A 12,728-nucleotide genomic window follows, 5' to 3' on the forward strand; every position below is an offset into this window, starting at 1 on the left:
GAGACAGACATGACTCAGACCCTTCCCGTGATCGTCGCCGGTGGCGGCATCGGCGGCCTCGCCGCCGCCCTGGCCCTGGTACGCCAAGGCTTTTCCGTCAAAGTGCTGGAGCAGGCGCCGCAGATCGGCGAGATCGGCGCCGGCATCCAGCTGGGCCCCAACGCCTTCCACGCCTTCGACGCCCTGGGCGTGGGCGACAAGGCGCGCGGCCGCGCCGTCTACACCGACGAAATGGTGATGCACGACGCGCTCGACGAAACCCTGGTCGGCCGCATTCCCACCGGCGAGGCGTTCCGTAAACGCTTCGGCAACCCCTACGCCGTGATCCATCGCGTCGACGTGCACCTGTCGCTGCTGGAAGGCGCCAAGGAAACCGGCCGCGTCGAGTTCCTGACCGGCACCCACGTCGAGCGCGTGGAGCAGGATGCCGACAGCGTCACCGTCTACGACCAGCACGGCAACGCCTATCGCGGCATCGCCCTGATCGGCGCCGACGGCGTCAAGTCGGTGGTGCGCAAGCAGTTCGTCAACGATCCGCCGCGCGTCTCCGGCCACGTGGTGTACCGCGCCGTGATCGACAAGAAGGATTTCCCGGAAAACCTGCAGTGGAACGCCGCCAGCATCTGGGTCGGCCCCAACTGCCACCTGGTGCACTACCCGCTGCGCGGCGGCGAGCAGTACAACGTGGTGGTGACCTTCCACAGCCGCGACAAGGAAGAATGGGGCGTCACCGAAGGCAGCCCGGAAGAGGTGCAGAGCTACTTCCAGGGCATCTGCCCCAAGGCACGCCAGTTGATCGAGCTGCCCAAGAGCTGGAAACGCTGGGCCACCGCCGACCGCGAACCGATCGACACCTGGTCGTTCGGCCGCGTCACGCTGCTGGGCGACGCCGCCCACCCGACGCTGCAATACCTGGCCCAGGGCGCCTGCATGGCGCTGGAAGACGCCGTGACGCTGGGCGAAGCGCTGCGCGTCAACGGCAACGACTTCATTAAGGCCTTCGAGCTCTACCAACGCTCTCGCGTCGCCCGCACCGCGCGCATCGTGCTCTCCGCCCGCGAGATGGGCCGTATCTTCCATGCCAAGGGCGTGGAGCGGCTGGTGCGCAACGAGCTGTGGAAAGGCCGCAGCGCCGAGCGTTTCTACGACGCCATGGAATGGCTGTACGGCTGGAACGCCGACAACTGCCTGGCGCGCGGCTGAGGGGAACGACGTGCTGAAGCTCTACAATTTCTTCCGCAGCGGCACCTCGCACCGCCTGCGCATCGTGCTGAACCTGAAGGGGCTGGACTACCAGTACCTGCCGGTCGACCTGCGTAGCGAGGAGCACCTGGGCGCGGCGTTCAAGGCGCTCAACCCGCAAGGGCTGGTGCCGGCGCTGGTCGATGGCGAGCTTACGCTGATCCAGTCGCCCGCCATCATCGAGTGGCTGGAAGAGCGTTACCCGACCACGCCGTTGCTGCCGGCAGACCCGGACGGCCGGGCCCGCGTCCGTGCGCTGGCGGCGCTGGTGGGCTGCGACATCCACCCGCTCAACAACCGCCGCGTGCTGGAGTACCTGCGCAAGACGCTCGGCTGTGACGAAACCGCCGTGCTGGCGTGGTGCGCCACCTGGATCGAGGCCGGTTTCGGCGCGCTGGAAGCGCTGCTCGCGGCCGACCCCAAGCGGGGCGATTTCTGCTTCGGCAACACGCCGACGCTGGCCGACGTGTACCTAGTGCCGCAGGTGGAAAGTGCGCGCCGTTTCGGCGTGGATCTGTCGCCCTACCCGAACATCGTCGCCGTGGACCGCGCCTGCGCCGAGCTCGACGCGTTCCGCCGCGCCGAGCCGGCACGGCAGCCCGACGCGCCGCAGCCGGCCACCGTTTGAACCCGACCCTGACCCACATCAAACCAGGAAGAGACCACCATGAGTTACCTGTTCACCCCCGTTGCCACCGTCGGCCTGCCCGTCGACGGTTCGTCCGAGCTGTTTCCGGTGCGCCGCGTCTACTGCGTCGGCCGCAACTACGCTGCCCATGCCCGCGAAATGGGCTTCGACCCGGACCGCGAACCGCCGTTCTTCTTCTGCAAGCCGAACGATCCGGAATCGGTCGTGCCGGTGGCCGCCGGTGAAACCGTGACCATCCCCTACCCGACCCAGACCAGCAACTATCACTACGAGATCGAGCTGGTGGTGGCGATCGGCAAGGGCGGCAAGAACATCGCCGTGGAAGACGCCGCCAATCACATCTTCGGTTACGCCGTCGGCCTCGACATGACCCGCCGCGACCTGCAGATGAAGATGCGCGAGATGGGCCGCCCGTGGGAAATCGGCAAGGCCTTCGACTACTCCGCACCGATCGGCGTCCTCAGCGCGCGCGACCGTGTCGGCGAAATCACCAACGGCGAGATCGTGCTCACCGTGGACGGCGAAACCCGCCAGAAGAGCGACCTGACCCACCTGATCTGGTCGGTGAGCGAGACCATCTCCAACCTGTCCACCCTGTTCGAGCTGCAGCCGGGCGACCTGATCTTCACCGGCACGCCGGAAGGCGTGGGCGCGGTCGAGCGCGGCCAGACCATGGTGGCCCGCGTCGACGGCTTGGCCCCGATCACGGTCAAGGTGGCCTGATTCCTTAATCCCGCATTCGCACGACAACAAAAACGGAAGCGGCGTGCACGACGCGCCGCCCACACACTACTCAGGAGATAACCCATGCGCGCCTCTCTGGACGTCCAGCACTTCATCGATGCCCTGCCGTTTTCACGGCTGCAACGCGGCATTCTCTGGCTCTGCTTTCTGGTGGTGGCGGTCGACGGCTTCGACACCGCCGCCATCGGCTTCATCGCCCCGGCCATCCGCGAGGAATGGCATTTGACGGCGGCGGCGCTCGCCCCGCTGTTCGGCGCCGGCCTGTTCGGCCTGATGGCGGGCGCCCTGCTGTTCGGCCCGCTCGCCGACCGGGTCGGGCGCAAGACCATCCTGGTGCTGTCCGTGGCCTTCTTCGGTCTGGCCAGCCTGGCCTCGACCGCGGCGCCGGACCTCACCTGGCTCATCGTGCTGCGCTTTCTCACCGGCCTGGGCCTGGGCGGCGCCATGCCCAACGCCATCACGCTGACCTCCGAGTATTGCCCGGGCGCGCGCCGCTCCAGCCTGGTCACGCTGATGTTCTGCGGCTTCACCGTGGGCTCGGCGCTGGGCGGCCTGGCTTCGGCGCAGATCCTGGCCAGCTTCGGCTGGCGCGGCGTGCTGTTCTTGGGCGGCGTGCTGCCCTTGCTGCTGGTGCCGGTGCTGCTCCGCAGCCTGCCGGAATCGCTGCGTTTCCTGGTGCTGAAGCGCCGTCCGCAGGCCGCGATCGACGCCGTCGTGGCGCGTCTGGCGCCGGCCCAGTCGTCCCACCCGGAGCTGACCGCGCACGAAGCCAGCGACCAGACGCCGGTCCGCGAGCTGTTCCGCGCTCCGTTCGCCGTCGGCACCGTGCTGCTGTGGGTGAGCTTCTTCATGAGCCTGTTGATCATCTACCTGATCTCGAGCTGGCTGCCGACCCTGCTGCACAATACCGGCGCCAGCCTGAGCCGCGCCTCGTGGGTGACTGCCACCTTCCAGATCGGCGGCACCCTCGGCGCCATTCTGCTGGGGCGACTGATGGACCGTTTCGGCGCCTGCCGTACTCTGGCGGTCACCTACGTGATCGGCGCCGTCTTCGTGACCCTGTGCGGCGCGAGCGCCGGCCAGCTCTGGCTCTTGGTGCTGGCGGTGTTCGGGGTGGGGTTCTGCGTCAGCGGTTCGCAAGTGGGGGCTAACGCCCTGGCCGCCGCCTTCTACCCGACCAGTAACCGCGCTACCGGGGTGAGCTACGCCAACGCCGTGGGTCGTTGCGGTTCGGTGGTGGGGTCGCTGTCCGGCGGCTGGCTGATGGCGATGCAGCTCGACATGGGCGTGATCCTGAGCCTGTTGGCGGTGCCAGCGCTGATCGCGGCGGTGGCGATCGGCTCGCTGGGGCGGGTCAAGAGCCGGGTCGAGGCGCATGAGGCGGTCAAGGTGAACGCCGCCGGCTCGCTGGCCTCGTAATCGGCGGGGCGGAGTCTTCCCACGCGGAAGCCTCCGCCCTCACCTGCCCGCGGCGCTTCAGCCAAGCCCAAAGTCTGCAAGAACATGTGGCTCCAGCTCCATGTTGCGCCATTGACCAAGACGGCGACGCGGTACGCGACGCGGCGAACTGGGAATGCCACGAAGTCGAGATGGCCCGCCAATTAGGCCCGCTGACGCCCGGCTTGATAAGCCTGAATCTGTGGGAGTATCGCCAGGCGCCGCTCCAGGCTCGCCGCTGACCAGTACTGCGCGCGATCGTAGTACTCGGTAAAGGACGGCACGGTATCCGGAATGATGACCCAGGGCTGCTTCGTTGAGGTGTAGATATGGATGTCCGGCGGGAGCACGTCGGGATTGTCCAATGTGCCGACACGCACAAAGCGCAGTATCGGCCCCGAACCGGCATAGCTGCTCCACACCGCCACGTGGCACCTGGGGCATCGAGCAATCTTTTGCCCCTGGCCGCTTGCCGACGGGGTGTCGACAACCTCGGGCTCGCCAGACAAGAGCGTGACTCGGTCGGCTTCAATCATGGCATTGAGGGCGAAGGAGGCCCCGCTTTCTCTCTGGCACCAGCGACAGTGGCAGCAGTGCACGACCAGTGGCGCGGTTTCGATGCGATAGCGAAGGTGTCGACAGTCACAACCGCCTTCGGCGGGGAAATGCTCGGTATTTGCCACTTTCCTTATCCCTCCCTATGAAGCTGACCGCGAGTAAGCGGACCGGCCGGGTCCGCATTAGCACGTGATATTCATGCCGGCATTGTGCTCATGCAATACCTTGATGAGTAAGGCGTTGCCGGTTGTGGCACCTGCATGACCACGACAATGGGCTCCAAGCCAGGAAAAGCCCGGCCGGGCTCCCGGGACTCAAGCAAGCGTGACGCTCAATCGAAATCCAGCCCCAATGTTTTTGCATAACGGTCGGTTTCCTCGGCCGGCATCCCCGCGCTAATCAGATACTCCCGCCACTTGCCCCGCACCAGCCCCCGCATTTCATCAAGAACGCTTTCCGCCTCGTGCCGTTCGTAGCCGTAGTGCAGCGTGGCGGCGAGAAGCAGGTCGGCACGGCTGGAGGCGCTCACGAGCCGGCGCTGCGCGTGCTTCCTGCCGCGCGTGGGCTCGTCGAACAGGTAGGCCATGGCGTGGCTCGGCACGATGCCGGCGGAGCGTTGCGCCACCATGTCGAAGGCCGGCGACAGTCCCCATTGGTGCGGGTCCATGCTGCCGCACAGCAGGCCGTGGTTACGCGGGTGGTCGTCGGTGTTGCGGATCAGGGAGTTGAAAACGATCCGCCGCCACAGTTCACGGAGGTTGGCGCGGTAGCGCTCGCCGCCCCCGCACCAACGCATCATGTGGCCGGCCAGCGCCACGTAGCTGCGCGCGTACATGGCCGGGGTAAAGCCCCGGGTGGCCAATAAGGCCTGGTCTTCCCTCTTCTCCTGATGTTGATCCAAACGGGCGACGGACCAGGCGCTGACGTAGCCGGTGCGGGCGAATCCCGTGCCCTGCGCGTGACGGTCGAAGCGTTTGACCAGCAGCGCGTAGCGATGCGGCGCCGGTTCGATCACTTCCGCCTCGCAGGCGTCGATGCCGCAGTCCCGCGCCAGGCGCAGCATGGCCAGTTCCAGTTGCGCCAGGAAAGGGTCGTCGCCGCGCTCGGGAAACTTGGCGATGTATTGCACGCCGTCTCGCTCGAGGGTCAGTTTCGGCTTGGCGCCGCCCAGGCTGGTGCCCTGGAACACCGACTGCATGACGCGCTCCCGGTGCCGCTGGCTCGCCGGGTCCTGTGCGTCCAGCAGGTCGGCCAGCACGGCCTGGAACGCCGCGAGCGACATCGTCTCGAAGCGGTCCGGCGTCAGATGGCCGAGCACGATGTTGCCGGCGCCATCGGCAGGCCCCAGGGTCAGGGCGTCGAGACGCGATACTTCTCGTTCCAGGCGGCGCTCGAGCAGCATGTGGCCCCAGTCGTCGGGCCCGCTGTCGAGCATGATCGGGAAAATCGGGTCCCGGCCGGCGATCTTGTGGGTGGCCTTGCTGACGGGCATGTCCGGTGCCAGCGCGGGGCCGCCTTGTTCGCGGTAGCCGTCGTCGTAGTGGAACCGGGAGACCCTGGCATCGAGCGTGAACGCCCCCGCCAGCGACGAGACGGCCTGACCGGGCAGCCAGACATGGACCGGTGCCTCGCTCATGGTTTTCCTTTCTCCAGCGCCAGAACGTCATCTTCCGGCACCGGTAGGAAGGTGCCCGGCACGTCGAGCAGCCAGACTGCCCGGGCGTAGTGTCCGATCTGCGCCGAGTCGCGGCCGTGTTCGATGGAGACGTAGGTGGTCTTGGAGATGCCGAGCATCTCGGCGACTTCGCGTTGCGAGAGGCGGCGCTCCTTTCTGGCCTGGGTAATGCGCTCGCCCAAGGCCTCCAGGGCGAACCGGGCCTCTATCGGGAGCGGGCTCAGCTTGAGCAGGTTGCGTTTCGGCATGGAGTTCAACCTATTGGTCCAATTGGCTGATTATGGACTAATAGGTTGGTCTTTTCCATGTCCTGTGGTGTGACGGCTCCACGTCGTGCGCTATGGGGCGCGGTGCGCTGCCCGGCGATGCTTGTATCACTCTATTGTCCCAAATCGCGACTTTTGGACTAATAGGTTGTTCTTATTCTGGCGAATGGGCATAAAAAAACGCCCCATGACGGGGCGTTCTGTGGTGTTGGACGGGGTGGGTTCAGATCCAGCCGTCCAAGAGGGCTACGCCGCTGGCCGAGATCGCCACGCCGGCGCCGCGCACCAGCAGGCGGCTGGCGCGTACGCGTGCCGGCCGGCGCCCAAGAGCAAACCGGCGGCGTGCAGCAGGCCGGAGGCCAGCACGAAACCGGCGGCATACGCCAGGCCGGAGGCGCTGCCCGGCATTTCCAGGCCATGCGCCATGCCGTGCAGCACGGCGAAGACGCCGATCACGGCGAGCGCGGCGGTACGGCCCGGCTGCGCGGCGAAGGCGACCAGCATGCCGGTGGCCACCACCGAGGCGGCGATGCCGGTTTCCAGCCCGGGCACGGCCAAGCCGGCCCAGCCCAGCGCGCCGCCCACGGCCAGCATCAGCATGAAGGTCAGCGGGCCTTGCCAGCGCGCGGAGCCGCCGACCTGCCACGACCACAGGCCGACGGCCAGCATCGTCAGCAGGTGGTCCAGGCCCGAGAACGGGTGGGCGAGACCGCTTTCCAGGCCGCTGACGCCGTGGCCGGGGTGGGCCTGGGCGGCGGCGCTCAGGGCCAGCAGCAGTGCTGCCGGGATCAGGGTGTGTTTACGCATGGGTGGTTCCTTCCTTGTTAAGTGTCAGCATGCCTTTGTCTTCGATGAAGCGAATGATGTCCTGCAGCCCCTGCCCGCTCTTGAGATTGGAAAACACGAACGGCCGCTCGCCGCGCATCTTTTTGGCGTCGCGCTCCATCACCTCCAGCGAGGCGCCGACCAGCGGCGCGAGATCGATCTTGTTGATCACCAGGAGATCGGACTTGCAGATGCCCGGCCCGCCCTTGCGCGGAATCTTGTCGCCGGCCGAGACGTCGATGACGTAGATCGTCAGGTCGGACAGTTCCGGGCTGAAGGTGGCGGCCAGGTTGTCGCCGCCGCTTTCGATGAAGATCACGTCGAGGCCGGGGTGGCGGGCGTTGAGCCCGGCCACGGCTTCGAGGTTGATCGAGGCGTCTTCGCGGATCGCGGTGTGCGGGCAGCCGCCGGTTTCCACGCCGATGATGCGGTCGGGCGACAGGGCTTCGTTCTTCACCAGGAATTGCGCGTCTTCCTGAGTGTAGATGTCATTGGTAACGGCGGCGACATTATAGATATCGCGTAGCGCCTTGCACAGCGCCCAGGTGAGATGGGTCTTGCCGGAACCGACCGGGCCGCCGATACCGACGCGCAGCGGGGTTTTTTGCATGATGTTCTCCTTGGGTTCTCAAGACCGGAACAGCCGGCTGTACTGCGTTTCATGTTTCATCGCCACCCAGGCGAGGCCGGGGGCGAAGTTGCTGAGTTCGTCTTCGGGCAGCGTGCGTGCCGTTTGTACGGCAGCGGCCAGTTCCGGCAGCAGCGCCGACAGCAGCCGCTGGCCGGCGGTCTGCCCCATCGGCATGGCCTTGAGCAGCACCATCACCTGGTTTTCCAGCCAGCCCCACAGGTAGCCCATTACCGCGGCGTCTTCGGCCAACCCCAGCGTGCGTGCCGCCACCGCCCAGGCGACCGGCACCGCCACCGGGGCGTCGGCCAGGGTGGACGGCCAGGGCTGGCTTTGGCTCTCGGGCAGCGCGGCGAGCAGCTGGCGCAGCGAGTAGCCCATCTGCTCGGTTTCCTGCCGCAGTTCACGGCTGTCGCGGCTCGCCAACAGGCGCTGGTTGATGGCGTCGAGCCCGGCCTCGTCTCCGGCGGCCAGCGCGCGGCAGGCCTGAGCCAGCAGCACCGCCTCGAAGCGGCTCAATGGCCCATGCAGCACGTCGTGCAGCCAGTGCCGGGCACTCTCGGCATCGTGCACCAGGCCGAGGTCGAGCGCGCTCTCCAGTCCCTGCGAATAGCTGTAGGCGCCGATCGGCAGCCCTGGGCTGGCCAGGCGCAACAATTGCAGCACCGCGAGTCCGCCGTTCATGCGCCGGGCCCGTATTGATGCAGTTTGGGGGCGTACTGGAACGCCGCCTCCTTGCCGTGCGAGTGATGGTGGCCGCCGCCGTAGGCGCCGTGCTCGGGGTTGAACGGCGCCGACAGGCGTTCGACCCGGGCGCCCAGTTGCAGCAGCATCTGCGCCAGCACCTCGTCGTCCAGCAGGCGCAGCCAGCCCTCGCCCACTTCGAGGTGAACGTGGCGGTTGCCCAGGTGGTAGGCGGCACGGCACAGTTCGCGCGGGTTGGCGCAGGTTACGTGCAGCAGCGCTTCGGGCGCAGCGACGACGCGCACACGGCGGCCGTCTTCGGCCTGCAGCACCTCGCCGTGGCGCAGCGGCTGGCCGGCCTCCAGGAACAGGCCAACGTCCTCGCCGCTGCTGGCGGTGGTGCGCAGCCGGCTCTTGCTGCGCAGCTCGAAGCTCATGACGAGCTCGGCGTCCCAGAGGCTGGGGTCGTCGGCGCGCTTAGTAATCACCAGCATGGTGTCTCCTTCACGTAGCATCCAGGTGGCAAGGCGGACACACGGCGTTGTGCCCGCCCGCAAGACTCATCCCATCCCCGTCAGAACAGGAAGTAGCGCTGCGCCATCGGCAGCACATCGGCCGGCTCGCACCACAGCAGTTGGCCGTCGGCCTTGACCTGGTAGTTCTGCGGGTCGACCTCGATCTTCGGCAGGTAGTCGTTGTGGATCAGGTCGGTTTTCTTGAGGCTGCGGCAGCCCTTGACCGCCACCAGCCGCTTTTTGAGCCCCAAAGCCTCGCCCACGTTGGCCGAAAGCGCCGCCTGCGACACGAAGGTGACGCTGCCCGCGGCGATGGCGCCACCGTAGCTGCCGAACATTGGCCGCGAGTGCACCGGTTGCGGGGTCGGAATGCTGGCGTTGGCGTCGCCCATCGCCGCCGCGGCGATGATGCCGCCCTTGAGGATCAGGCTCGGCTTGACGCCGAAGAACATCGGCTTCCACAGCACCAGGTCGGCCAGCTTGCCGACTTCGATGCTGCCGACTTCGTGCGCGATGCCGTGGGTGATGGCCGGGTTGATGGTGTACTTGGCGAGGTAGCGCTTGATGCGGGTGTTGTCGTTGCCGGAGGCGTCGCCCTCCAGCGGGCCGCGCTGGCGCTTCATCTTGTCGGCGGTCTGCCAGCAACGCAGGATGGTTTCGCCGACGCGGCCCATGGCCTGGCTGTCGGACGACATCATGGCGAAGGCGCCCAGGTCATGCAGGATGTCCTCGGCGGCGATGGTCTCGCGGCGGATGCGGCTTTCGGCGAAGGCCACGTCCTCGGCGATGGCGGGGTCGAGGTGGTGGCACACCATCAGCATGTCGAGGTGTTCGTCGATGGTGTTGACGGTGAAGGGCCGCGTCGGGTTGGTCGAACTCGGCAGCACGTTGAGTTCGCCGCAGGCCTTGATGATGTCCGGGGCGTGGCCGCCGCCGGCGCCTTCGGTGTGGTAGGTGTGGATGGTGCGGCCCTTGAACGCCGCCAGCGTAGCCTCGACGAAGCCGGATTCGTTGAGCGTGTCGGTGTGGATCGCCACTTGCACGTCCATTTCGTCCGCCACCGACAGGCAGTTGTCGATGGCCGCCGGGGTGGTGCCCCAGTCTTCGTGCAGCTTGAGGCCGATGGCGCCGGCGCGTACCTGTTCCCTGAGCGGTTCCGGCAGGCTGGCGTTGCCCTTGCCGGTGAAGCCGAGGTTCATCGGGAAGGCTTCGGCCGCCTTGAGCATCTGCGCCATGTGCCACGGCCCCGGCGTGCAGGTGGTGGCGTTGGTGCCGGTGGCCGGACCGGTGCCGCCGCCGATCATGGTGGTGATGCCGGACATCAGCGCTTCGTCGATCTGCTGCGGGCAGATGAAGTGGATGTGAGTGTCGATACCGCCGGCGGTGACGATCATGCCTTCGCCGGCAATGATTTCGGTGGCGGCGCCGATGACGATGTCGACGCCGGGCTGGATGTCCGGGTTGCCGGCCTTGCCGATGGCGGCGATGCGGCCGTTCTTGAGCGCGAGGTCGGCCTTGACGATGCCCCAGTGGTCGAGGATCAGGGCGTTGGTGATGACGGTGTCGGCCACTTCTTCGGCCAACCTTTGGCCCTGACCCATGCCGTCGCGAATGACCTTGCCGCCGCCGAACTTCACTTCTTCGCCGTAGAGGGTGTAGTCACGCTCGACTTCAAGAAACAGCTCGGTGTCGGCGAGGCGCACCTTGTCGCCGACGGTGGGGCCGAACATCTCGGCGTAGGCTTGCCTGCTGATTTTCATAGCGCCCCCATCACCTTGCCCTGGAAGCCGTACACCACGCGTGCGCCGGCCAGTTCGACCAGCTCGACGGTGCGCGTCTGGCCCGGTTCGAAGCGCACCGCGGTGCCGGCCGGGATGTTGAGGCGAAAGCCGCGCGCGGCCTCGCGGTCGAAGGCGAGCGCGTCGTTGGTTTCCGCGAAGTGGTAGTGCGAGCCGACCTGGATCGGGCGGTCGCCGGTGTTGGCCACGGTCAGCGTGAGCGTGCTTCGGCCAACGTTGAGTTCGATCTCGCCGGGCGCGGCGAGGATTTGTCCGGGAATCATGCGGTCTTCTCCTGGAAAGGGTCAGGACCTGTCGCGCGCCGGTGTCAGCACGGTGCGGCCAGCGCGCGGGAACCGGTATGTACGTGGTGCACATGAGGATTCCGAGCAGTGCCCAAGCCGTGATCGCGCCTGCGCCGCAGGGGCATGGCCCTTTCCTAAACGATGGGTTGATGGACGGTCACGAGCTTGGTGCCGTCGGGAAAGGTCGCCTCGACCTGAATCTCGCCGATCATCTCCGGCACGCCCTCCATCACCTCGTCGCGCGTCAGCAAGGTGGTGCCGTAGTGCATCAGTTCGGCCACGGTCTTGCCGTCGCGCGCGCCCTCCATGATGGCGGCGCTAATGAAGGCCACCGCCTCGGGGTAGTTGAGCTTGAGGCCGCGTGCGCGGCGCCGCTCGGCCAGCAGGCCGGCGGTGAAGATCAACAGCTTGTCCTTCTCGCGGGGGGTCAGTTCCATGTTGTTTTCCGTTGTGTTGGTTCAGGTCGCCCAGATGCGCGGCGATGACGCCGGGCGGCCGTGGGTGAAGGGGTGGATCAAGGCGCGCAACTGGCTCAGCCAACGGTGCGCGTCCTCGGCCGAGTCGCCGATGAAGCGCGCCAGCCAGACCTCGGGCAGTTGCGTGGCGGCGGCGCGGCCCACGGTTTCCACCTTTAGCGCCGCCTGATGCAGTTCATCCGGCAAGGTCGGGCCGGCCCAGACCAGGGTGGCGACCACGCTGTGGCCGGCCAGCCCCACCGGCGAGGCGAGCAGCGGACTGGCGCCGGGCAGCACGGCGTGCTCGCACCAGATCAGCCGGCCGTCGCGCTCGATCTCGACGCATTGGCGCCACTGCCCGTGGTCGAAGCGCTCGCCACAGGCGGGACGGCCGAGGCAGGTCACATCGCCGTACAGCAACCCGGCATCGCCCGCGAGCCGGATGCGGCTTTCCAGTCGCACGTCTGCGCCGGCGTAGAGGATGGTTTCCTGCGGCAGCCATTCCAGCCGGGCGCCGTCGGCCAGCGCGAGCGTGACGGACTGGCTGGCCGGACGTCCGAAACCGTCGTACCACTTGGCGGCACCTGGGCTGGTGATCAGCACATCGGCGCCCTCTTCCAGCGAGACGTCAATGCTCAGCCGGTCGCCGCCGGCAATGCCGCCGGGTGGGTGCACGATGATGTGCTGGCACACTCCAGCCGCATCGATGAAATGCTTTTGCACCCGTAACGGGCCGACATGGCGGCGCCGCACCGGAATCGTGCCGTCAAGCCGACGGGCATAGCCCAGTTCCAGTGCCGCATGCCAGCCGGCCGACAGGCTGGCGGGTAGTCGCGATGACAAGGTGGCAGGCGCTCGTTCCATAGTCGTTTCAATCAAGCCGTGTTCAGACCGGTCTGAACACCACAGCAAATTTCATACCGGGTTGGGAAAACCCCGATCGCACGGGTTACCACTCGCGCCGTAC

Annotated in this window: 15 protein-coding genes; 4 read left to right on the forward strand and 11 right to left on the reverse strand. The window is 67.0% G+C overall.

Annotated elements, in window-relative coordinates:
- The first annotated feature begins 9 nt into the window (after positions 1-9).
- From ABKF58_RS15555 to ABKF58_RS15570, 4 genes are all read left to right on the forward strand, one after another.
- A complete protein-coding gene (locus tag ABKF58_RS15555; protein ID WP_008954183.1) occupies positions 10-1,203 on the forward strand; it encodes a 3-hydroxybenzoate 6-monooxygenase in 1,194 nt (397 codons plus the stop codon).
- A 10-nt stretch (positions 1,204-1,213) separates the two neighbouring features.
- Positions 1,214-1,870 carry a maleylacetoacetate isomerase gene (maiA, locus tag ABKF58_RS15560; protein ID WP_482581792.1) on the forward strand — a complete coding sequence of 219 codons (657 nt, stop codon included), beginning with the start codon at positions 1,214-1,216 and terminating at the stop codon, positions 1,868-1,870.
- Between the two features lie 39 nt (positions 1,871-1,909).
- Entirely contained in the window at positions 1,910-2,614 is a 705-nt protein-coding gene (locus ABKF58_RS15565; protein ID WP_482581794.1) for a fumarylacetoacetate hydrolase family protein, read from the forward strand.
- A gap of 84 nt (positions 2,615-2,698) precedes the next feature.
- Positions 2,699-4,054 carry an MFS transporter gene (locus ABKF58_RS15570; protein ID WP_482581796.1) on the forward strand — a complete coding sequence of 452 codons (1,356 nt, stop codon included), beginning with the start codon at positions 2,699-2,701 and terminating at the stop codon, positions 4,052-4,054.
- A 182-nt stretch (positions 4,055-4,236) separates the two neighbouring features.
- Here the strand turns inward: ABKF58_RS15570 and ABKF58_RS15575 are convergent, their stop codons facing one another.
- The 11 genes from ABKF58_RS15575 to ABKF58_RS15625 all read right to left on the reverse strand — a co-directional run bounded on the left by ABKF58_RS15575 (position 4,237) and on the right by ABKF58_RS15625 (position 12,625).
- Entirely contained in the window at positions 4,237-4,755 is a 519-nt protein-coding gene (locus ABKF58_RS15575; RefSeq protein WP_482581798.1) for a GFA family protein, read from the reverse strand.
- Between the two features lie 206 nt (positions 4,756-4,961).
- Positions 4,962-6,266, reverse strand: a complete 1,305-nt coding sequence (locus tag ABKF58_RS15580) for a type II toxin-antitoxin system HipA family toxin (protein WP_482581800.1) — start codon at positions 6,264-6,266, stop codon at positions 4,962-4,964.
- Complete coding sequence (locus tag ABKF58_RS15585) at positions 6,263-6,553, reverse strand: helix-turn-helix domain-containing protein (RefSeq protein WP_008954176.1); 291 nt, start codon at positions 6,551-6,553, stop codon at positions 6,263-6,265. The genes ABKF58_RS15580 and ABKF58_RS15585 overlap by 4 nt, the downstream gene beginning before the upstream one ends.
- Before the next feature lie 264 nt (positions 6,554-6,817).
- Complete coding sequence (locus ABKF58_RS15590) at positions 6,818-7,378, reverse strand: HupE/UreJ family protein (RefSeq protein WP_482581803.1); 561 nt, start codon at positions 7,376-7,378, stop codon at positions 6,818-6,820.
- The gene (ureG, locus tag ABKF58_RS15595) at positions 7,371-8,006 is read right to left on the reverse strand and encodes an urease accessory protein UreG (protein ID WP_482581805.1); all 636 of its coding nucleotides are present in this window, start codon (positions 8,004-8,006) and stop codon (positions 7,371-7,373) included. The genes ABKF58_RS15590 and ureG overlap by 8 nt, the downstream gene beginning before the upstream one ends.
- An 18-nt stretch (positions 8,007-8,024) precedes the next feature.
- Positions 8,025-8,708 (reverse strand): urease accessory protein UreF, encoded by a 684-nt coding sequence (locus tag ABKF58_RS15600; protein WP_482581807.1) that lies wholly within the window; start codon positions 8,706-8,708, stop codon positions 8,025-8,027.
- Positions 8,705-9,202, reverse strand: a complete 498-nt coding sequence (ureE, locus tag ABKF58_RS15605; RefSeq protein WP_482581808.1) for an urease accessory protein UreE — start codon at positions 9,200-9,202, stop codon at positions 8,705-8,707. Before ureE ends, ABKF58_RS15600 begins: the two co-directional genes overlap by 4 nt.
- A gap of 80 nt (positions 9,203-9,282) precedes the next feature.
- Entirely contained in the window at positions 9,283-10,983 is a 1,701-nt protein-coding gene (gene ureC / locus ABKF58_RS15610) for an urease subunit alpha (RefSeq protein ID WP_482581809.1), read from the reverse strand.
- Positions 10,980-11,285 (reverse strand): urease subunit beta, encoded by a 306-nt coding sequence (locus ABKF58_RS15615; RefSeq protein WP_008954170.1) that lies wholly within the window; start codon positions 11,283-11,285, stop codon positions 10,980-10,982. Before ABKF58_RS15615 ends, ureC begins: the two co-directional genes overlap by 4 nt.
- A gap of 155 nt (positions 11,286-11,440) precedes the next feature.
- On the reverse strand, positions 11,441-11,743 hold the full coding sequence (gene ureA, locus ABKF58_RS15620; RefSeq protein WP_008954169.1) for an urease subunit gamma: 303 nt from the start codon (positions 11,741-11,743) through the stop codon (positions 11,441-11,443).
- 21 nt (positions 11,744-11,764) lie between these two features.
- Positions 11,765-12,625, reverse strand: a complete 861-nt coding sequence (locus tag ABKF58_RS15625) for an urease accessory protein UreD (protein ID WP_482581811.1) — start codon at positions 12,623-12,625, stop codon at positions 11,765-11,767.
- Positions 12,626-12,728 lie beyond the last annotated feature (103 nt).

This window comes from Pseudogulbenkiania sp. AW2-16 (assembly GCF_056824575.1).

Coding starts and splice junctions, on each gene's coding strand:
- ABKF58_RS15570 (WP_482581796.1), top strand. CDS start 2,699: ATGCGCGCCTCTCTGGACGTCCAGCACTTCATCGATGCCCTGCCGTTT.
- ureG (WP_482581805.1), bottom strand. CDS start 8,006: ATGCAAAAAACCCCGCTGCGCGTCGGTATCGGCGGCCCGGTCGGTTCC.
- ABKF58_RS15600 (WP_482581807.1), bottom strand. CDS start 8,708: ATGAACGGCGGACTCGCGGTGCTGCAATTGTTGCGCCTGGCCAGCCCA.
- ABKF58_RS15585 (WP_008954176.1), bottom strand. CDS start 6,553: ATGCCGAAACGCAACCTGCTCAAGCTGAGCCCGCTCCCGATAGAGGCC.
- ureA (WP_008954169.1), bottom strand. CDS start 11,743: ATGGAACTGACCCCCCGCGAGAAGGACAAGCTGTTGATCTTCACCGCC.
- ABKF58_RS15565 (WP_482581794.1), top strand. CDS start 1,910: ATGAGTTACCTGTTCACCCCCGTTGCCACCGTCGGCCTGCCCGTCGAC.
- ABKF58_RS15615 (WP_008954170.1), bottom strand. CDS start 11,285: ATGATTCCCGGACAAATCCTCGCCGCGCCCGGCGAGATCGAACTCAAC.
- ABKF58_RS15625 (WP_482581811.1), bottom strand. CDS start 12,625: ATGGAACGAGCGCCTGCCACCTTGTCATCGCGACTACCCGCCAGCCTG.
- ABKF58_RS15580 (WP_482581800.1), bottom strand. CDS start 6,266: ATGAGCGAGGCACCGGTCCATGTCTGGCTGCCCGGTCAGGCCGTCTCG.
- ABKF58_RS15555 (WP_008954183.1), top strand. CDS start 10: ATGACTCAGACCCTTCCCGTGATCGTCGCCGGTGGCGGCATCGGCGGC.
- ureE (WP_482581808.1), bottom strand. CDS start 9,202: ATGCTGGTGATTACTAAGCGCGCCGACGACCCCAGCCTCTGGGACGCC.
- ureC (WP_482581809.1), bottom strand. CDS start 10,983: ATGAAAATCAGCAGGCAAGCCTACGCCGAGATGTTCGGCCCCACCGTC.
- ABKF58_RS15590 (WP_482581803.1), bottom strand. CDS start 7,378: ATGCGTAAACACACCCTGATCCCGGCAGCACTGCTGCTGGCCCTGAGC.